A 20,077-nucleotide genomic window follows, 5' to 3' on the forward strand; every position below is an offset into this window, starting at 1 on the left:
TGTCGCTATCGGGTCGCAAAAAAGACCCAAGTGGCGTCTGTGCATTGCAGTAAGTGGGAGACAAGATGCAACTGTTGGAGATAGATAAAACACGATACAGAAAACACCTGAACATAGTGATCGCGGCCTGTATTGCAGCGCTGGTGATTGGCAGTCTGGGCATCGCCCGGGTGTTAATTGTGGCATTTCCGGATCCGGATGGCAGCCACTTCCACTGGAATCTGATAGGCGTGGTACTGACGTGTGTGATGATAGCAGCCGTGCTTAAGCGGGTGCAGTATCATCCGTTTATGTATGAAGTTAACTATGTCTGGCAACTCAAGCAGGCGCTTAACAAGGTCACTCGCAAGATGGCCAAGGTTAAAAAGGCCGCCCAACAGGGCGATGTGGACGCCATGCTTGCCATGCAATTCAGTTACAGTGGCTCACGCCAGCTATGGCAGCTTGATGACAATACCCTCACCATGGAAGAGCTGGGCATTTGGCAGGCCGAGCTGGATGCGCTGACCAAGCAGTATCAGGTGACGCTGGATATCACCCGTTATGACGCCTCATTGTTGGATAAGTTCTGAGATATCACCGGGCAAGGTATTACCTCTGAACTGTCATTCTGAGTAAAAGGTAAAGCTATTTCGGGAGGTCTTTTTGATGCTGTACATAGCAACGTCGGCGCACTCAACCAGGCCTTTGAGATTTTCAGCATGCTGAGGGAAGTGGGCAATACCAATACTGGCACCCACCGCCAGCTCGGTTTGCCCCTCACGGTGCTCAAATGGCATAGGTTGGTTAATGGCTTCCAGCAACGTCTGTGCAAGGCGAGTTAGCTCTTGCTGTGTGATGTCTAATCGGGCGACTAAAAACTCGTCACCTCCCCAGCGACACACCAGATCGGTGGTGTCCATTGTCACAGATAGCTGATTGGCAATGTGCTTCAGCAGCGCGTCTCCTGCGTTGTGACCATAGACATCATTGATAGGTTTGAACTTGTCCAGGTCGATTAGCAGCAGGCTAAATGTACACTGGTTGTCTATCCAGTCGAGTAGCATAAGTTCTGCGCCGTAACGGTTGTAGAGCCCCGTCAGGCTGTCTCTTTGGGCTCGCTTGTTGAGCTGGTTCAGCATGGTTTTGCGCAGGGTAATATCGGCAAGAAACACCTGAAAATACCATTGTCCGTCACTGAGGGTATTGAGCACAATAATGCTCAGCCATACCGTAGACTGTGTCAGCGGGTTAATAAATTCAAACTCAGACTGCATCACCTGCTTTTGCTTGATGCTGTTTTCGGTGAAGGTATAGAGAATATCCGGGGTTTTACAGTACAGCCCAAGGTTTTCGGGAAAGCGTTCATCGACATCAATGCCCATGCCCACGAGCAGATCTTTGGCGGCGTCATTGATCAGTAAAATATCCCCTTCGTCTTTCACAAGCAGGGTGGGTGAAGAGGACTGTTCAAACATCAGTCGAAAGCGTTTTTCCAGCTCGACGACTTCGGCTCTGAGGCTGCGTTCTTGCTCAAATAAGACTTCGGCTTTATCCAGTAAGGTGTTGATCCCCAGCTCAATTCGGCCGATTTCATTATGACTGGCATGTTTGTCTATCCTTAAGCGCTGGGCACTGCCCGGCAGTATTTTTGCAAGCGACCTGCCGAGCTGATTGAGCGGTCGGGTGACTTGCCAGTAAACCAGGGTAGAGAGCAGTATGATGATGGGCAGGATCACGACCAGCATAGTTTTGACACCACCCAAGGCAATATTGCGGGCATTTTGTTCTATGATGAGTGTGTTGGGCGCTATGTGTATCATGCCGATGTTCTCGGACAGAAAAAACGGGTTAACCAGTTTTATTTGGATGCTGCCCGGTCCACTGTGCAAAATACTCTTGGCTAGCAGCGTGTCTTTGCTAACCAGCGCGGCCGACAGAATGATATCGTTACTGATCAGCCCATTGACGACTTCAGTCGCCAAATCTTTGTCTTCGAGGTACGCAGCAATCGAGGCGGTGGAAGAGACGGTTTTGCCTATCTGCATTACGGTGCCGTTAGCACGCGCCAGCTCTTCTTCAAACACATGCCGATAATATAGTTTTGCGTAGATCACACTGAATAGCAGTGTCGTCAGACTCAGTAAAAGGGTTAGCCGTGTGATCAAACTGTGTTTATTGAACAAAACGATACACCACTTTGACGTCCTCAGTAACCGCTGTTGCGGGCACATAACCAATAGCATCCGGGGTCGATGCAACTTCCTCAAGTATAGCGTCGATTGATTGATACGCTTGTGGAAAAGAGGCCTTACCACTAAATTTTACCTGCGACCAGTAAGCATTGATCTGGCTGATAGGGCGGCCCGTCAGAGTAGTCAGAAAAAGAGTACGTAATGGATGTCCCTGCTCATAGTCGAGCACTTTGGCCAGGGTGCCATCGGGGAAGGCGGTGTATTTGCCCATGTAGAGATCGACGAGCTGATGTAGGGATAGCTGCGGGTTTGGGTTGTCACGGTGAACAATTACCACCAGGGGGTCAGTGGCATTGGCCGAGCAGGTGGTGAATAGCAGCAGCTTTAAGATGATGCAGCAAAAAACCTGTAGTCGCATCAGAACACCCAATTCAGACTCAGGCCAAGTGACTGAAAGTACTTGTCATGCTTGGAGGTAGACAAGTCTTTGTGAAGATAAAAAGCCGATGGCAGATGATTGGCCAGGGTATGATCCAGCTGGACTTTAACTGCCAAAGTGGAGGTCAGGTCCCGCCGCCAGCTTAACGACCAGGTATGTTGATCTATCAGGTAGAAATTGGTGTGACGGATCACCCCATGATAGAGAACATCAAGTTCTGGTGTGCTCTGCAATGGCCCCGGATCAACACGATTGTTAGATTTTGCCGCGCTGAAAGTGATTAGCCAGGTGTCATCTTCCTGGTGCGTTCCGGCGCTCACATAACCCGCTTTTAAATGGTTCAGTACCTCAGAGTGAGAGTCGATGTAGGCAAGCTCACCTTGCAGTATCCATTGGCTATCGTCATACATGGCGCCCACGGTAAAATAATTAAACCGTTTGCCTTTTATCTGCAAAGATTCAATCAATGCCTGGCGTGTCGGCCAGATACTATCGGGTATGGGTTGTAAAGCACTGAGTAATTGGCCTTGTTGCTCATTGGTGTTACCGGCTTTGGTGGTGGTGTAGTTGCTGCGGATCAGCCAGTTTTGGCTTTGTAATGATAGGCTCATGCCATAAATTGATTCCAACTCCACGTCCCAGATAAAGTCGTCGTCGCTGACTATGGGTGCATTTGAGCGCCCGGCAAAAACCTTGTAACTCAGCACGCTTTGCGCAAACGGATAGGTATAAGTAACATCAAAGCCATCGAGGTTTTGATGCGGTACAACGGCGTAAAATTCCGTTGGCGGGTGGCCATAGTTAAACGCAAAGCCAATATCCCGGTACTCCGTCATCATATACAGATCAAGGCCGGTGCGCCCTGCACGAAATTGCCAGTTGGGTGTCAGCGTATAGCGTGCAAAAGCCATTTGAATGAGGTAATCCAGCTTGTATTCTTTGCGCTCTTTAAGCACGGCCTGTGCTACCCACTGTAGTTGTGACGATGATTGCCAGTCGAGTTGCAAACCTATGGAGGAGTTAGCAAAGCTGGGCTCCCCCAGATAGCTGACATCGGGCTGAGAGATCACATGTCGGATCCCGGCGGTTTGAGAGTTACTGATGTTAATATCTAAAGTAGCAAAGCCGTCTACTTTTAACTCATCTGCTTGTAGAGCTAAGCTCAGGCACCAGAGCAGAGATAAAAACATCACAAATGTCGAGCGCATCAGTTACCATTAAGATATTATTTCAGTAGAAAATGCATGAGTGCGAGTGGCACCGGGCAGTTCTTATACCAGCGCACTTCGTTGAGCTGTTAATCCTGCGGCGAAGAATCCCGGGTGTATTAATCCCTCGGATCGCTGCTGTATTAATGCAAGCTGGTATTACTATCCTAGCGGTGTTCGGTGTATTTGCCAGTATTTCGTCGGAGGACTTGTAACTGAGCAACTTTGTCACCATATAGTCAGTTACAGTATTCTTTGTGATATTATCACATTTTTGCAATTAGGTATTTTGTAGTCGTGGCACAAGTAAGAGCAAGAGTTGAGCTGAATGTTGGGCAGCGTAGTCATATCCCCGCGGAAATCGTCTCATTTGAAGGGTTGCAGGATGGCCAGGAGCATGTTGCCCTGGTATTTAATCGTGCCGATAGCGAACAATCGGTGCCTTTGATCAGAATGCATTCTGAGTGTTTAACGGGTGATGTGTTTCACTCATCGCGGTGTGACTGTGGTGAGCAGCTTAATGAGAGCATCGAAGCTATGCACCTCCAAGGTGGTGTCCTGTTATATTTGCGCCAGGAAGGCCGGGGAATTGGCCTGTATAACAAAATCGACGCTTATGTGCTGCAGTCGCAAGGTATGAATACCTACGAAGCGAATAACCACCTGGGCTTTGACGACGATTTGCGCGATTTTTCGGACGCTGTACTGATGCTACAGGCACTGGGCCTGAACCATGTGCGCCTGATGACCAACAACCCTCGTAAGCTGAATGCACTCAGAGATGCCGGTATTCAGGTTGAGGAAGTAGTCGGGACACATGCCCATGTTAAAGTTGGGGTGGCCGGGAATCGTAATTACCTCGAAACCAAGGTAAAGCATGGCTCACACATGTTAGACATTAAAAAAATTAAGAAGCCGGACGAAATCTAGGCCGGTTGCTATGTGCGGGTCAGTCGCACTTCACGGCTGGCCAGTATCGACTCAGATGTAACAGGTGATGAGTTGAAAATTCCCCCATCTGACCTTTTAAGTCCTCCTGTGACCCAGTATAATTGCTCCGTTTCACAATGAATTGATGAATATGCCAACAGAATTTAAAACATTTACCGCCGGGTTTGGCTTGCAATGGCTAAAAGCCGGGTGGATTATTTTCAAGTCTCAGCCCTTTACTTTCGTAATGATGTACCTGCTCATGGTTGTTGTGAGCCTGGTGCCTTTTGTCTTTGGGCCGTTGCAGCTGGTAGCTGTACTGGCATCGCCCTTTCTGACTGCGGGTTTTTATCTGGCAGTGGTAAAAAAACAGCAAGGTCAGGCCATTACGCTGGCCGATATTTTAGCGCCTTTTTCCACTAAAGGCCGACGACTGAACCTGTTTCGCTTTGGTTTGTACCAAATGGGTGTGGCCTTATTATTGAGCGCCTTGTTGGGGGTACTGTTTGGCCCGGCACTGGAGGTGTTGCAAAACGTCAACGAGCAGAGCGATGAAGCGCAAGTGCTGGCACAGGTGATCGCGCAAATTACTTTTGCGGACATCGCTATTTTTGTGGTGTTCCAATCGCTGGCGATGATGGCCTTTGCTTATGCGCTTCCTTTGGTGTTTTTCCGCGATGAAGCGCGTATTATTCAGGCGATGAAGCAATCATTAACGGTGTTTTATCACAATATGGCCCCGCTGACGGTATTTGGGCTGTTGGTGGCGTTGCTGATGCTGCTGTCTATTCCAATGTCGCTGGTACCGCTGCTTGTGGTGATGCCTATTGCGTACATCGGTTTTTTTGTGTCTTTTCAGGCTATTGTATCAGCGTCAGAGCCGCCGGCGTCAAATGACAATACACCACCACAGCAACAGCAGCAAAGTGGTCGGTTTGACGCTTGATGGATCAACAAGATATTGAAAAAAAGCTGAAGAACTACGCTCTTTGGTTATTGTCCAGACAGGAGTATTCTCGTCAGTTACTGGCTCAGAAGTTACGCGCAAAAGATGGCGAAGAGGCATATATTACGCGTTTGCTTGACTGGCTAGAATCGCTTGGCTATCTGGATGATAAGCGCTATTGCGCGAGTTTTTTGTCCCAGCAAGTGGCCAAGGGGCTTGGCGAAAAACGTGTTATGATGGACGCGCAACGCAAAGGTGTCGATAAATCATATTTACAGCACTTAATAGAAGAACAAGAAGTCGACTGGTTTAGCGTGGCCTTGCGCGCCTACGAAAAGAAATACAGCCGTTCGACAAATCAATTGGATTATAAAGAGAAGTCAAAACGAATTCGCTACATGATGTCGCGTGGATTCCGTTATGACGAAATAGATTATGCTATCGAGGCATACTCACAGGGTGAGTAATGCCTGTCACTACAGCAGCAAAAAAGGGTAATGAGCACATGCAGCAGATGACGACCGCACAGATAAGGCAGAGCTTTCTTGACTACTTTGCCAAACAACAACACCAGGTGGTGCCTTCAAGTTCACTGATCCCGGGTAATGACGCCACGTTGCTATTTACCAATGCCGGAATGGTGCAGTTTAAAGACGTGTTTCTGGGCGGTGAGAAACGTCCTTACAACCGCGCGACCAGCTCACAGCGCTGTGTACGTGCCGGGGGTAAACACAATGACCTGGAAAATGTAGGTTACACTGCGCGTCACCACACCTTTTTCGAAATGCTGGGTAACTTCAGCTTTGGCGATTACTTTAAAAAAGATGCCATTCGTTTTGCCTGGGAATTTCTGACTAAAGAAATCAACCTGCCTAAAGAAAAGCTGTTGGTCACTGTTTATCACGACGACCAGGAAGCTTATGATATCTGGGCAAAAGATATGGGGGTGCCGGAAGACAAAATCATCCGTATCGCAACCTCCGACAACTTCTGGTCAATGGGTGACACAGGCCCGTGTGGCCCTTGTTCGGAAATTTTCTACGACCACGGCGAAGAGATCTGGGGCGGACCTCCGGGCTCACCAGAAGAAGACGGTGACCGTTTTATTGAGATCTGGAACCTGGTCTTTATGCAGTATAACCGTCACGCCGATGGCACGATGGAACCGCTGCCTAAACAGTCGGTTGATACCGGTATGGGTCTTGAGCGTATTTCTGCAATTATGCAGGGCGTGCACTCTAACTACGAGATTGATCTGTTCCAGGCATTGATTGCTGCTGCGGCTAAAGTAACTGGAGCGCAGGATCTCGAAGACAAATCACTGCGTGTTATCGCGGACCACATTCGCTCTTGTGCCTTTTTGATTGCCGATGGGGTGATGCCATCAAACGAAGGGCGCGGTTATGTATTGCGTCGTATCATTCGTCGTGCAGTGCGTCATGGCAACAAGTTAGGTGCCAAAGGCGCATTCTTCTATCAGCTGGTCAGCGCCCTGAGCGAGCAAATGGGTGACGCTTACCCTGAGCTGGTTAAACAAGGTGCTATCATCGAAAAAGTCCTGCGTATCGAAGAAGAGCAGTTTGGCAAAACACTGGACCGTGGTCTGGCTATCCTTGAAGAGCACCTGGCCTCACTCGAAGGCGATGTGATCCCGGGTGATGTGGTGTTTAAGCTTTATGATACCTATGGTTTTCCGGCGGATTTGACCGCGGATGTAGCTCGTGAGCGCTTTATGACTATCGATGAGCGCGGCTTTAAAGACTGCATGGAAACTCAGCGTAAAATGGCTCAGCAGGCCGGTAAATTTGGTGCCGACTACAACGAGCAGCTGAAATCTGAAAAATCGTCAGACTTTAAGGGCTATGATGCCACTCACTACACTGGTACTGTGGTAGAGCTGTTCAAAGAAGGTCAGTCTGTTTCAGTACTTGAAGACGGTGAAACGGGTATTGTGGTACTGGATCGCACGCCGTTTTACGCCGAATCAGGTGGTCAGGTTGGCGATACCGGCAGCCTGAAAGTTGCGGCGGGTGAGTTTGTTGTCACAGATACGCAAAAGCTGGGTAATGCCATTGCGCATCACGGTCAGGTTACAGGCCGTATTGGCGTCAATGGCAAAGCAGATGCTCAGGTAGATGCTGCGCGCCGTGAAGACATCAAGAAAAACCACACAGCAACACACATTTTACACGAAGCATTGCGTCAGGCACTGGGCGAGCATGTTGCTCAGAAAGGCTCACTGGTCATGGCAGACAAGCTGCGCTTTGACTTTTCTCACTTCGAAGGAGTGAGCAAAGCCCAGCTGCGTGAGATTGAAGATACCGTGAATGCCCAGATCCGCACTAACTTCGCACTCAATACTGAGTTAATGGACATAGATGCGGCCAAAGAAAAAGGTGCCATGGCACTGTTCGGCGAAAAGTACGACGACGAAGTACGCGTAGTCTCGATTGGCGATTACTCTATCGAGCTGTGTGGTGGTACACACGTGTCTCGCGCCGGTGACATTGGCTTGTTCAAAATCGTCTCTGAAGGCGGTATTGCAGCGGGCGTGCGCCGTATTGAAGCGGTAACCGGTGCTGAAGCCATTAACTATGTGGCCAATCAGGAGCAAACCCTGGCTGAAATAGCGGCACTGGTAAAAGGTGATAACAGCAGCGCGCTGGATAAAGTTGCGGCACTGATTGAAAAAGCCAAGGGTCTTGAAAAGCAGGTGTCTCAGCTGAACGACAAGCTGGCCAGCGCTGCGGGTGCGTCACTACTGGAGTCGGCGACAGACATCAACGGCATTAAAGTGCTGGTTGCGAATGTGGCAGGTACCGAGTCGAAAGCGCTGCGTGGCATGGTTGATGACCTGAAGAACAAAATGGGTTCAGGCGTTATCGCGCTGGGCGTGGCCAATGGCGACAAAGTCAGCCTGATAGCCGGTGTGACCAAAGACTTGGTCGGCCGTGTGAAAGCGGGTGAGCTGGTTAACCATATGGCTGCACAGGTAGGCGGCAAGGGCGGTGGTCGTCCGGATATGGCGCAGGCAGGTGGTTCTGAACCACAAAACCTGGATGCGGCACTAGCCAGTGTTTCAGCGTGGCTGGCTGAGAAAACTCAGTAACACGTGGCCCTTATTGTTCAAAAGTTTGGTGGCACTTCGGTGGGGTCAATTGACCGCATCGAAGCGGTCGCCGATTTGGTGGTCAAAACCCGACAGGCTGGCCATCAGGTGGTGGTCGTACTGTCTGCTATGTCTGGTGAAACCAATCGCCTGGTTGAGCTGGCCAAACAGATAGACGCTCAGCCCAGCCCCAGAGAACTGGATGTGCTGCTGAGTACCGGTGAGCAGGTATCTATTGCTTTGCTGGCCATGGCTATCATCAAGCGTGGTCACTCCGCCATCAGTTTATTGGCCGATCAGGTGGGCATAGTGACCGACAATATGTTCGGTCGTGCCCGCATTGCCCAGATAGATACGGTACGTTTACAACAAGAGCTGCAGCAGCATCATATCAGCATTATTGCGGGTTTTCAGGGCCGTGACCTGGAAGGCAATATTACCACCTTAGGTCGTGGCGGGACGGATACCAGTGCCGTGGAGATAGCCGCTGCGCTCGGGGCTGATGAATGTCAGATCTACACTGATGTGGATGGGGTTTATACCTGCGACCCCCGAATTGAACCTAAAGCCCGCCGCATGACCCAGGTTACCTTTGAAGAAATGCTTGAGCTTGCGAGCTTAGGCGCCAAGGTCTTGCAGATCCGCTCTGTTGAAGCCGCGGGCCGCTACACCTTACCACTGCGTGTTTTATCCACCTTCAAACCGGATGCCGGGACCTTGATTACCTACGAGGAAAACCCCATGAAGAATAAAGTGGTGTCGGGGATTGCCCACCAAAAGGACGAGTGCTTACTGACTATCAGACAGGCACCAGATGGCCCCGCAACGCTTGCTTCGATCTTGTCGCTGTTAGGCGAATATGCGATAGAAGTCGACATGATCAGTCAAATGAATCAACAGACTGGCAAAATAGACTATGCTTTAACTGTGCATAGCAATGATCATCTGCAGGCGCAGGATGTGCTCAAGACGCATCAGCACACGTTTGGGGCAGTTGAAATCGAGAGTAATACAGCCGTTGCAAAAGTCTCAGCGGTAGGGGTGGGATTAAAGTCGCACTCTGCGAATGCCGGTACATTTTTTTCGGCGCTGGCAGCAGAGAATATTTCACCTTTGTTAGTTGCAACCTCGGAAATAAAGATTTCAGTATTAATCGATGAGCGATACCTTGAGTTGGCAGTACGTGCTCTGCATGACGCTTTTAAATTGGAAAGTGACGAATAAGCAATTATTTTGCTTACTTTTACGGAAACTTTTCATTAAAATGACCAAGACGCGGAATCTTTTAAATTTTGGAATAACAGGAGCAAGAGAATGCTAATTCTAACTCGCCGTGTAGGCGAAACTCTAATGATAGGTGATGAAGTAACTGTAACCGTATTAGGTGTTAAAGGAAATCAAGTTCGTATTGGCGTTAACGCCCCTAAAGATGTTTCTGTACACCGTGAAGAGATCTACATGCGTATTCAGGCTGAAAAGTCTAACCCGACTACGGGTAATATGTAATCTACAATTCCCGGCGCACAGCCCGGTAGAATTCGAAAAAGTAGCCACTCAGTCGTGGCTATTTTTTTTGCTCAAAATATATTGCAAGGCCTCGTCAGACAGGGCTTTTTTAGAAATGTACTGGTTTGTACCGGCGCGCACCAGCACCACACCCAGCTCGGTTTCTGCTATTTCATTTACCTCTGACCAGGAGATCTGATAAGACTTATACGGGTTAGTGGCCGTGACGCCCTGCTCATTAATGTCCAGTGTTATTTTGCTGCCACTGGCACGGGTGACCATTTGCCTTGCCACCCACCAGGGGCGTCGGTAATAGTGTGCGATACATTCTAAAACAGCCAATAAAATTAAAAAGTTACCTAAGTAGGCATTATCTAAGCCATAGATGGCAACACAGCCCAGGACGAACAAAAATGCGACCAGGGCATACTTAGGTTTGCTGACATTGCTGTAAGGCAATGACTGATCAAAACATTCGCGAAAGTAATCTTTATCCAGCGTAAACTCGCAGTGAAACACAAACACAACTCCAGTTATTTCATCCAACCATTATACCCCGAAATCTTCCACATGAGCGACTTTACGTAAACTGCGGATTGGTCTTGTATGGCGCTGTTAACATTTTACAAAATAGATGTCTTGGTCATACCAATTGTGCGTTTCTGTTCAGGGTAAGCTGGTGGGTGAATAATTTTTATGCCATCTGCTTATTTTTGTCGGGTATCTTGACTATTTTTCATATTTATTCCCCTGTTTTCATTAAATTTTCATTTGGATTATCGTAACAGGTTGAAATTGTGTGTAATTTGTTATTGGTAATACCAATTTACAGATTGGTTTACAAAGCAGGCGGTTTTGTTATGATGATTGCATAATTATCTATAAATTGTGGCTATCTATTGTATCTGCATGATGCCACGCAAAAAAATGTTAACAACAAGGGGAGAGCAGAGATGGACATAACCGCCTTACTGGCTCAGGCCGCCAACTTAATGCTTACCGGCATGGTCGGGGTGTTTGTATTCTTGTCTATTTTGATCATCGCAGTGAAGGGGCTATCCAAATTCGCCGCCCCGGATGAGCCGGTGCAACCAAGGTCACAGGCAGCCAAGTCAAAGCCTGCCGGCGCTAAGCAAGTGCCCGCAGAACACCTGGCGGCTATCAGTGCCGCGATTTCGCAATACCGTAACCAGCACTTCCCATCAGAAAAATAATCAAGGGGTCATTTATGTCACAGCTCAAACTAACAGAATTGGTACTGCGCGATGCACATCAGTCGCTACTGGCCACGCGTATGCGCCTTGAGGATATGTTGCCAATCGCTGAAAAACTCGATCAGATTGGCTACTGGTCAGTGGAATCCTGGGGAGGTGCCACTTTTGATGCATGTATTCGTTATCTTGGTGAAGATCCCTGGTATCGGATCCGTGCCCTCAAAGAAGCCATGCCAAATACCAAGCAACAGATGCTGTTAAGGGGTCAAAACCTGTTGGGATACCGGCACTATGCGGATGATGTTGTCGAAAAATTCGTTGAGCGTGCCCATCATAATGGGGTGGATGTCTTCCGTATTTTTGATGCCATGAATGATGTACGTAACCTGGAAACTGCGATTCGCGCTGCCATTAAAGTGGGCGCACATGCCCAGGGCACCATCTCTTATACGGTCAGCCCGGTACACACGCTGGAGATGTGGCTGGCGCAGGCGAAGCAGCTGGAACAAATGGGCTGTCATTCAATCTGTATTAAAGACATGGCCGGGTTGCTCAAGCCTTATGACGCTGAAGTGTTGATCCGGGAGCTGAAAAACACCGTGTCTGTGCCCATTGCAATGCAATGTCATGCCACCACAGGTCTGAGCACTGCAACTTACCAAAAAGCGGTAGATGCGGGCATTGATATGCTGGATACCGCGATTTCTTCAATGAGTATGACTTATGGTCACAGTGCCACAGAGACTTTGGTGTCGATTGTAGAGGGCACTGAAAGAGATACCGGACTGGACTTATTGCAGCTTGAAGAAATTGCGGCTTATTTCCGTGATGTTCGCAAAAAGTATGCGGCCTTTGAGGGCAGCCTTAAGGGCGTGGATGGCCGTATTCTTTCTGCCCAGGTGCCAGGTGGTATGCTGACCAATATGGAAAATCAGCTCAAAGAGCAAGGTGCAGGGGGCCGTCTGGATGAAGTGCTTAAGGAGATCCCATCGGTCCGTCAGGACTTGGGTTACCTGCCTCTGGTGACGCCTACCTCGCAGATAGTCGGGACTCAGGCTGTACTGAATGTGCTGACCGGGGAGCGCTATAAAACCATCACCAAAGAAACTGCGGGTGTGCTTAAAGGTGAATACGGGAAAACACCGGCAGCGGTTGATGCCGCGCTGCAACAGCGGGTGCTCGATGGAGCAGAAGCGATCACCTGTCGTCCGGCAGACTTAATCGAACCAGAGCTGGCGCAGCTTGAGTCCGACCTACTCGATAAAGCCAAGAGCCTGTCACTGAACCTCAGTGATGCGGTGGTTGATGACGTGCTTACTTATGCCTTGTTCCCACAGATAGGTCTGAAATTTATACAAAACCGGGATAACCCGGCGGCATTTGAGCCGAAACCTGAGCTGGTACAGAACAACTCAGCTGCTCCAAAACCGGCACAGTCTAAAGCATCACAAGAGCGCTACAGTGTTCAGGTCGATGGCAAGGTTTACAATGTGGTGGTTGCACCGGGCGGTGAGTTACAGGAAGTGGCAGTAAAGGACAGCGAGCTGATGCCACAATCGGCCTCAGTGAGCAGTGGTGAAACGCTCAACGCGCCACTGGCCGGTAATATTTTCAAACTCCATGCCCGACGTGGCGATGTGGTAGAGCAAGGCGATTTGGTGTTGATCATGGAGGCGATGAAGATGGAAACCGAAGTGCGCGCGACGCACAGCGGTAAAATTGCCGATATCCTGGTTAATGAAGGTGACTCTGTATCGGCTGGCGACGCCATCGTCGAGCTGGCATAGGAGGCCTGTAATGGATGGACTTGTGAACCTGTGGTCAGCGACGGGGCTGGCCAACCTGACCTTTCCCGCACTGGCCATGATAGCGGTTGGTTGTGGCTTACTTTATCTGGCAATTGCAAAAGGGTTTGAGCCCTTGCTATTGGTACCAATTGGCTTTGGTGCCATTTTGACCAATATTCCGGTTGCGGGTCTGGCCGATCCCGGTGGCCTGCTGTATTACGTGTATTACATTGGCATCGACAGTGGGGTATTTCCGCTACTGATCTTTATGGGCGTTGGTGCGCTGACTGACTTCAGTGCGCTGATCGCGAACCCCAGAATGTTGTTGCTGGGAGCCGCTGCTCAGTTTGGTATTTTTGCGACCCTGTTTGGTGCCATTTTACTGAATTATGTGCCTGGCTTTGAATTTACCCTGCAAGATGCGTCGGCAATTGCGATTATCGGGGGCGCTGATGGCCCGACGGCCATATTCCTGGCTTCACGCCTGTCGCCTGAGTTGTTGGGTGCCATTGCGGTGGCTGCATATTCCTACATGGCGCTGGTGCCTATCATTCAGCCGCCCATTATGCGCTTACTGACCACAGAGGAAGAGCGAAATATTGCTATGCCTCAGTTAAGAGCGGTCTCAAAGCAGGAGAAGATCCTCTTCCCACTGGGTGTGCTGGCACTGACCTTACTATTCTTACCGGCGGCAACGCCACTGGTTGGGATGTTCTGTCTGGGCAACCTGATGAAGGAATCCGGGGTGGTTGATCGCCTGAGTAACTCAGCTCAAAACGAAATCATCAATATAACGACCATTTTCCTAGGTCTGGCAGTCGGCTCTAAGCTGGCCGCAGATCAGTTCCTGACGGTAGAGACAATCGGGATCCTGGTGCTGGGAGCCGTGGCCTTTAGCATTGGCACAGCATCGGGGGTATATATGGCCAAGGTGATGAACCGTTTTGCCGGTGACAGCCCCATTAATCCACTTGTCGGTGCGGCCGGGGTGTCGGCAGTGCCAATGGCTGCGCGGGTCGTGAATAAGGTCGGCCTTCAAAGCAATCCTCATAACTTCTTATTGATGCATGCAATGGGACCTAACGTGGCGGGGGTACTGGGTAGTGCCGTTGCTGCGGGTATCTTGCTTGCTCTAGTCGGTTAGCACTCTCCAACCTGTTGCGCGAAGTACTGCTTCGCGCTTTTTTCTTTTCCTCCTATATGAACTGACCCAATGCTTGGCAAAGCAGGTACAGCTGTGGCATGGTATCGCCATCAACATAAGGAGCGCGTAGTTATGAATGTTCTGATAATTTTAGGCAGCCTGGTCGTCGCTTTGCTGATCCTGATCCCACTGCTTGAGAAATATCAAAGCCGCATGGGACTGGATAAAATGCAGAAGTACGGTAAATATATTTTGCCGTTGGTGATGGTTTCTATCGTGATCCGCCTGATTTACGATATGGTTCAGGGCTAGCCCGATGCGCTCAGCAGCACAGTGCTGCTGAGCGCATCGCTGTTACTCAACCTGTGATTGCAAATAGCGTTGAATAAACTCAGTGGCTTGCTGGTAGTGTGTTTCCAAAGTGTCACGTAGATGGATCAGGTCGTCACTGTTCAACTCCTCGCCTTTACAGCGTTGCTCAAACTCAGCCGCTACGTCGGCAACCCGATGCGCACCTATGGTCTTTGAAATCGATTTGAGCTGATGGCAGGCCTCTACGATTTCTTCCTGGCTCATAGAGATCACGGCGCCGTTGATATCCCGGGCCAGCTCACTGCTTTGCTCCAGATACATGCGGAAAAAGCGCAGTCGCTTGTTTGCATCATGATTGACATATTTGTCCAGCTGCGCGAGATCTATGGGCTCCTCGGGGGCTGTTTGTTGTGGCTCGGGCGCTTGCTCTGCCACTGGCTGTGCATCACTCGAGTCATCTACTGGCTCAGCGGTTTCTGCCGGGGCTTGGTGTTCGTTGTCAGCTGTATCCGGTTTAGCCGGTGCTTGTGATTGCGTGACAGGTTCTTGTGCCGCTGTCGGTACTGGCGTTGTTTTGTTTTCTGTCTGGACTTGTGCAGGCTTACCAGCCGATTTCTGCCAGGTTTCTAAGGTTGCTTCAAGTACATTCAGCTCAACCGGTTTAGTGATGTAATCATTCATGCCGGCTGCCAGGCAGCGGTCACGCTCACCTTTCAGTGCATTGGCGGTGATGGCAATGATGTAAGGCTGAGCATTGATGTCTGCCGCCTGCTCGGCCTCTTCACGGATCTTGGCCACCATGTCGTAGCCAGACATCTTAGGCATGTGCAGGTCGGTTAGAATGATCGGGTAGTGGGCTTGTTGCCAGCGGGCCAGACCTTCTTCTCCGTTCTCGGCAACTTCAACACCATAGCCAAGCAGATGCAACTGATCGGTCAGAACCTGCTGGTTCAGCACATTGTCCTCTACCAGCAGCACCAATTTATTGGCCGCTCTGGCATCGTCTACATTCAGGTATTTGTTCAATGACCGTGATGGCTTGAGTTTTTTCGGTTGATGCAGGCCTGCTGCGACCAAAATGGCGGTCATAAAGCTCGACTTACATAACGGCGCCGCGTTGAGATAGAAAATACGATCGTGGTTTAACGCCGGTTCATCCATGGTGCTAAGTACAATTACCTGTTGGTTATTGTGTTCAATAGAATAGAGCAAATCACGCAGCTGACCATTGACTTTGTCCATGCCGTCCAGGCCATCGAGCACCCAAATCACATCGCTGTCGTACTGATATTCGCTCAGCTCATCCGCTTCTCTTAGTACCACAGTGTCTGCGCCCAGAAAGGACAGATAACGGGCCAAAATGTTTCGACGAGCATGCTCATGGGTTAGTACAGCTATTCTTTGTCCGTTCAGTACTGCTTTATTGGCGTAAGCTATCTGGCCTTTGACACTAAACGGTAGCTCCACCACAAATTCACTGCCCATGCCTATGTCTGAGCTGACATGAATAGAACCCAGCATCAGTTCAACCAGGCTTTTACAGATCGATAAGCCCAGGCCGGTACCGCCGTATTCGCGGGTAATTGACCCTTCTGCCTGGATAAAGGGATTAAAAATCTCTCGCAATTGTGCCTGAGTCATCCCTTTACCATTATCGGTCACCGTAAAGCGCAGGGTGTAGTGCTCAGACGTGTTTTGCGCAACTTCTACGGCAATTTTCACAAAGCCACGTCTTGTGTCATCGGTGGTGGTGAATTTAATTGCATTGCTACACAGGTTGTATAGCACCTGACGAACTCGCACTGCATCACCCACCAGATTGTTTGGAATATCCGGTGCAATGGCCAGTTGCAGATCCAGTTTGCGCTTTCTTGCCACGGATGACAGCACCCGGGCCACTTCTTCAATGGTTTCGGCGACGGAAAAGACACTGTTATCCATCTGCAGTTTACCCGCTTCTATTTTTGAGAAGTCGAGAATGTCATCCAGTATGCCCAGCAATGAAAAGGCTGAGTCGCGAATAATGGTGGTCAGTCGGTGTTGTGCACCATCCAGTTCGGTTTGGCGTAGCAAATCTATGGTGCCGATGACTCCATTCATTGGGGTTCTGATCTCATGGCTCATGGTGGCCAGGAAGGTGGTCTTGGCCTCACTGGCGCGCTCGGCATTCAGTGTGGCTTTCTCAAGAGCCAGGGTGCGGGCCTGCACTTCAGATTCTAAGCTGGTTTGTAACTGCTTTAGCTCCCTTTGTGCCGCCTGGTTGCCCTGAATGATGTCTCGGATCTGATTGATTAACTGATTAATGCCCACCGCGGTTTTCGACAGGCCAAAGCTTAGCTTTTCAGTGACATGAATATCGTAAGACTTTTGCGCCAGCAGATGCTGAAGTTCTTCGTTGAGCTCGTTCAAGTCTTTACTCAGGCGACCTATGATCTGGCGTTTGAGGAAAATACCAAAGGCAATGGTGAGTAACAAAGCACATCCCGCCAGAATGATGCTGGTCACAGGAGTTGCATTCGACACAGGCTGTTTAGGTGCATACCTTAAAATCAATTCGCCTACCGGCAAATCATCCAGCACCAGAGGCTGGTGTACAACAAGTTCGCCCCCCTGATCGACTTTCGCCTGGCGCTTTATCGGCGCAATGCTTTGTTCATTAGTTTGATAGACCAAGCTGGCCTGGCCGATGCCGCTGTCGCTATATAAATACAATTCTATGTCTGGGTTGCTGGCTTCGAATGCAGAAAGAATTTGTTTGGCATAGTTGTAGCCCAGCTTCATCATGGAATGCGATAAAGGGGTTGCGATGTCCTTTGCCAGCAGCACAAGGTCGGGCCGCTGGGATGTGTCGGTGTTACTCTGGTGCTTATCGGGCCAAGTAAAAGCGGCGGCAGCAGAAATAGCTGCAATAATGATGGTAACGACAATAAACAGTGGCACGAAGCCCTTTATTTGCGTTTGCGACGAGTTTTCCATTGTATGATTCCGAACCCAACTTTTGTGCTATGTTTCTTTGTTGGATGCAATCCTACCACCTATGCTGGATGAATTCTCCCCGTTTTTGCCCACCGCAGGCGATAAAACGGCGCGATAAAGTGCTTTAAAATACCAAATACAGAGGGAAATTTAAGCGATTAGTCGTGTTTTGTCGGAATAGTGGTCAGTCGAACACAGAGTTTAAAAAAAAAGTTGACTTAACAAGGCAAAACCCGTTTAATACGCCGCACGCCCAGATAGCTCAGTCGGTAGAGCAGAGGATTGAAAATCCTCGTGTCGGTGGTTCGATTCCGCCTCTGGGCACCATTTTTAAAGGTGCGCCGACTTAGCTCAGTTGGTAGAGCAACTGACTTGTAATCAGTAGGTCATCCGTTCGACTCGGATAGTCGGCACCATTTAAGCCCAGATAGCTCAGTCGGTAGAGCAGAGGATTGAAAATCCTCGTGTCGGTGGTTCGATTCCGCCTCTGGGCACCATTATTTTTTAAGTCTGAAATTCAGGCTGCTGCTTTAAAGCAGCACAATATAACCAGTTTTAGCCCAGATAGCTCAGTCGGTAGAGCAGAGGATTGAAAATCCTCGTGTCGGTGGTTCGATTCCGCCTCTGGGCACCATTATTTTTTTTAGTCTGAAATTCAGGCTTCTGCTTTAAAGCAGCACAATATAACCAGTTTTAGCCCAGATAGCTCAGTCGGTAGAGCAGAGGATTGAAAATCCTCGTGTCGGTGGTTCGATTCCGCCTCTGGGCACCATTATTAAGTGTGCCGACTTAGCTCAGTTGGTAGAGCAACTGACTTGTAATCAGTAGGTCATCCGTTCGACTCGGATAGTCGGCACCATTCTTTAAAAAGCCTCGCACCAGCGGGGCTTTTTCATTTCTGATGCTAAGCAATTGCGGATTGGCGAAATTACACAGACCAGCAGAACGATTGATTTAAGCCTTTGCACATCAAACCATGACTTTGTCACTAATTTGCTCATATACTTAACCTAGCAAGTAGTAATGGTTTGTTATGGAACAGATTGAGATATTCGAGATCCCCAGTCCGTGTCGTGGGATTTGTGAAGTGAATAATCGGGGTTATTGCAAGGGGTGCTTTCGCAGTCGCGAAGAGCGCTTTCATTGGCATGCGCTGAGCGAGCAGCAAAAACGCAAGGTGATTGAGCTGTGCGCGCAACGGCAAAAACGTGTGATAGCGGCAAAAAAACGTAGTTCAGATACTCCGTCAGCGGACAACCCGCAGCATGGCGAGCAGGAAGATCTTTTTTAAATCTGGTACTTAGCTTTAAGCATCGCCACAGTTCCTTTCTCTGCAAGACGATTAAGCACCTCTTCCAGTTGTGGGAGCAGGGCTTCGTGCTTGCTATGCAGATAATGATAGGTCTCAATGGTTAACAAGGTCTCAATTTTAAACGACTCCAGATCAATATCTGCCAGGTGTTCACGCAAATGAAAATCTACCACTAATGCTGCCTGGACTTTGCCCTGAGTAACCAGATTAAGCTGAGTAATGTTGTTCTTTACCTCTATCACCTGACCATTAAATGGGGTGCTTTGCAGATACCGATTCGCGACCAGGTAACCGCTTTGAATCACCAAAGAATCAAGTTGTTTAAATGTGCACTCTAAACAGCGGCTGAGTAGCTGCAAATTAAAGCTGTATAAAGGAAACTGCACCTGAAGTAAATTGGGGTAGGCCTGGGTGACGCCATGGATCCGTCCTAGCTGTCCATCGAGTGCGCCATTATTGGCGGCAATCAGAGCACTTTGGCGGTTAAAATCCACCACCTCTAACGTGTAGCCAAGCTGCTGATAGGCTGTTTGTAGTAACTCAATGACGTATCTCGCCTGAGGGGTATCAGCCGGGCGGTTAAAGTACAGCGTGCGGTTATCTGTTGCTACACTGGGTGCGCTGAGGCAGCATAACAATAAGAAACTGAAAATTCGCAATGGATCTCCTTGTAAAAAACGAACCCACTTACTTAGCGTGGCTTTCGCCATTCAACGCGTACTTGTGCGAAATGAACGGCGCGTGTACATCAACGGATACACCTTAGCGTAATTATGATACACTTTTTACAGAGATTGCAGTAACCAAATTTACTATGAGCTATAACCTGTGTAATTTATCGAGACACGATAAGTATCAAATTCAATTAGAATACGAAGCCTCTTTCTGGGCTTATCAGATCAAACGCGGCAAGAACAGTCGTGAGGCCATATATGATGCGATTAATCAGCGTCCCATCTCTGAGCAGGCGGTGCTGAAAGAAAAGTTCGAGTTTTACCTGGGACTGATGCTGGCATAGCC

Annotated in this window: 19 protein-coding genes and 6 tRNA genes; 19 read left to right on the plus strand and 6 right to left on the minus strand. The window is 49.2% G+C overall.

Annotated elements, in window-relative coordinates:
* The first annotated feature begins 65 nt into the window (after positions 1-65).
* A complete protein-coding gene (locus L1285_RS09630) occupies positions 66-572 on the plus strand; it encodes a DUF3087 domain-containing protein (protein ID WP_235412156.1) in 507 nt (168 codons plus the stop codon).
* A gap of 33 nt (positions 573-605) precedes the next feature.
* On the opposite strand, the gene L1285_RS09635 is transcribed toward L1285_RS09630, so the two are convergent.
* Genes L1285_RS09635 through L1285_RS09645 form a run of 3 tightly spaced genes read right to left on the minus strand, consistent with a single transcriptional unit; the run spans position 606 to position 3,821 of the window.
* Complete coding sequence (locus L1285_RS09635) at positions 606-2,147, minus strand: sensor domain-containing diguanylate cyclase (protein WP_235412157.1); 1,542 nt, start codon at positions 2,145-2,147, stop codon at positions 606-608.
* 7 nt (positions 2,148-2,154) lie between these two features.
* A complete protein-coding gene (locus L1285_RS09640; RefSeq protein ID WP_235412158.1) occupies positions 2,155-2,592 on the minus strand; it encodes a hypothetical protein in 438 nt (145 codons plus the stop codon).
* Positions 2,592-3,821 carry a hypothetical protein gene (locus L1285_RS09645; protein WP_235412159.1) on the minus strand — a complete coding sequence of 410 codons (1,230 nt, stop codon included), beginning with the start codon at positions 3,819-3,821 and terminating at the stop codon, positions 2,592-2,594. The genes L1285_RS09640 and L1285_RS09645 overlap by 1 nt, the downstream gene beginning before the upstream one ends.
* A 297-nt stretch (positions 3,822-4,118) precedes the next feature.
* Between L1285_RS09645 and L1285_RS09650 the strand changes: the two genes are divergently transcribed.
* From L1285_RS09650 to csrA, 6 genes are all read left to right on the plus strand, one after another.
* A complete protein-coding gene (locus L1285_RS09650) occupies positions 4,119-4,751 on the plus strand; it encodes a GTP cyclohydrolase II (RefSeq protein WP_046005520.1) in 633 nt (210 codons plus the stop codon).
* A gap of 151 nt (positions 4,752-4,902) precedes the next feature.
* Positions 4,903-5,697 (plus strand): BPSS1780 family membrane protein, encoded by a 795-nt coding sequence (locus L1285_RS09655; protein WP_235412160.1) that lies wholly within the window; start codon positions 4,903-4,905, stop codon positions 5,695-5,697.
* Positions 5,697-6,164 (plus strand): regulatory protein RecX, encoded by a 468-nt coding sequence (locus L1285_RS09660; RefSeq protein WP_046005521.1) that lies wholly within the window; start codon positions 5,697-5,699, stop codon positions 6,162-6,164. The genes L1285_RS09655 and L1285_RS09660 overlap by 1 nt, the downstream gene beginning before the upstream one ends.
* A 38-nt stretch (positions 6,165-6,202) precedes the next feature.
* Positions 6,203-8,806 (plus strand): alanine--tRNA ligase, encoded by a 2,604-nt coding sequence (alaS, locus tag L1285_RS09665; protein WP_235412210.1) that lies wholly within the window; start codon positions 6,203-6,205, stop codon positions 8,804-8,806.
* Between the two features lie 3 nt (positions 8,807-8,809).
* Positions 8,810-10,030, plus strand: coding sequence for an aspartate kinase (locus L1285_RS09670; RefSeq protein WP_235412161.1), 1,221 nt, complete (start codon positions 8,810-8,812; stop codon positions 10,028-10,030).
* A 90-nt stretch (positions 10,031-10,120) separates the two neighbouring features.
* Positions 10,121-10,312 carry a carbon storage regulator CsrA gene (gene csrA / locus L1285_RS09675; protein WP_010386837.1) on the plus strand — a complete coding sequence of 64 codons (192 nt, stop codon included), beginning with the start codon at positions 10,121-10,123 and terminating at the stop codon, positions 10,310-10,312.
* Between the two features lie 48 nt (positions 10,313-10,360).
* Here csrA and L1285_RS09680 read toward each other — a convergent pair whose 3' ends face one another.
* Entirely contained in the window at positions 10,361-10,858 is a 498-nt protein-coding gene (locus tag L1285_RS09680) for a YcxB family protein (protein WP_235412162.1), read from the minus strand.
* Positions 10,859-11,265: 407 nt separating this feature from the next.
* Between L1285_RS09680 and L1285_RS09685 the strand changes: the two genes are divergently transcribed.
* From L1285_RS09685 to L1285_RS09700, 4 genes are all read left to right on the plus strand, one after another.
* Positions 11,266-11,526 carry an OadG family protein gene (locus L1285_RS09685; RefSeq protein ID WP_235412163.1) on the plus strand — a complete coding sequence of 87 codons (261 nt, stop codon included), beginning with the start codon at positions 11,266-11,268 and terminating at the stop codon, positions 11,524-11,526.
* A 14-nt stretch (positions 11,527-11,540) separates the two neighbouring features.
* Positions 11,541-13,313 (plus strand): sodium-extruding oxaloacetate decarboxylase subunit alpha, encoded by a 1,773-nt coding sequence (gene oadA / locus L1285_RS09690; protein ID WP_235412164.1) that lies wholly within the window; start codon positions 11,541-11,543, stop codon positions 13,311-13,313.
* Between the two features lie 10 nt (positions 13,314-13,323).
* Positions 13,324-14,457, plus strand: coding sequence for a sodium ion-translocating decarboxylase subunit beta (locus L1285_RS09695; protein ID WP_235412165.1), 1,134 nt, complete (start codon positions 13,324-13,326; stop codon positions 14,455-14,457).
* Positions 14,458-14,589: 132 nt separating this feature from the next.
* Positions 14,590-14,769 carry a hypothetical protein gene (locus L1285_RS09700; protein WP_046005527.1) on the plus strand — a complete coding sequence of 60 codons (180 nt, stop codon included), beginning with the start codon at positions 14,590-14,592 and terminating at the stop codon, positions 14,767-14,769.
* Between the two features lie 42 nt (positions 14,770-14,811).
* On the opposite strand, the gene L1285_RS09705 is transcribed toward L1285_RS09700, so the two are convergent.
* Positions 14,812-17,745, minus strand: a complete 2,934-nt coding sequence (locus L1285_RS09705; RefSeq protein WP_235412166.1) for a hybrid sensor histidine kinase/response regulator — start codon at positions 17,743-17,745, stop codon at positions 14,812-14,814.
* A gap of 251 nt (positions 17,746-17,996) precedes the next feature.
* On the opposite strand from L1285_RS09705, the gene L1285_RS09710 reads away from it, so the two are divergent.
* The 7 genes from L1285_RS09710 to L1285_RS09740 all read left to right on the plus strand — a co-directional run bounded on the left by L1285_RS09710 (position 17,997) and on the right by L1285_RS09740 (position 19,036).
* Positions 17,997-18,072, plus strand: a tRNA-Phe gene (locus tag L1285_RS09710).
* Between the two features lie 13 nt (positions 18,073-18,085).
* Positions 18,086-18,161, plus strand: a tRNA-Thr gene (locus tag L1285_RS09715).
* Between the two features lie 5 nt (positions 18,162-18,166).
* A tRNA-Phe gene (locus L1285_RS09720) sits at positions 18,167-18,242 on the plus strand.
* A 61-nt stretch (positions 18,243-18,303) separates the two neighbouring features.
* A tRNA-Phe gene (locus L1285_RS09725) sits at positions 18,304-18,379 on the plus strand.
* A gap of 62 nt (positions 18,380-18,441) precedes the next feature.
* A tRNA-Phe gene (locus L1285_RS09730) sits at positions 18,442-18,517 on the plus strand.
* A gap of 11 nt (positions 18,518-18,528) precedes the next feature.
* A tRNA-Thr gene (locus L1285_RS09735) sits at positions 18,529-18,604 on the plus strand.
* Between the two features lie 174 nt (positions 18,605-18,778).
* On the plus strand, positions 18,779-19,036 hold the full coding sequence (locus L1285_RS09740) for a DUF1289 domain-containing protein (RefSeq protein ID WP_235412167.1): 258 nt from the start codon (positions 18,779-18,781) through the stop codon (positions 19,034-19,036).
* On the opposite strand, the gene L1285_RS09745 is transcribed toward L1285_RS09740, so the two are convergent.
* A complete protein-coding gene (locus L1285_RS09745; protein WP_235412168.1) occupies positions 19,033-19,716 on the minus strand; it encodes a substrate-binding periplasmic protein in 684 nt (227 codons plus the stop codon). The two genes, L1285_RS09740 and L1285_RS09745, sit on opposite strands and share 4 nt — an antisense overlap.
* Positions 19,717-19,871: 155 nt before the next feature.
* Here L1285_RS09745 and L1285_RS09750 point away from each other — a divergent pair, with 155 nt between their 5' ends.
* Entirely contained in the window at positions 19,872-20,075 is a 204-nt protein-coding gene (locus L1285_RS09750) for a DUF3283 family protein (RefSeq protein ID WP_046006889.1), read from the plus strand.
* The last annotated feature ends 2 nt before the right edge of the window (positions 20,076-20,077 follow it).

Source organism: Pseudoalteromonas sp. DL2-H2.2, from assembly GCF_021532535.1.
Classification (GTDB): Bacteria; Pseudomonadota; Gammaproteobacteria; order Enterobacterales; family Alteromonadaceae; genus Pseudoalteromonas; species Pseudoalteromonas rubra_A.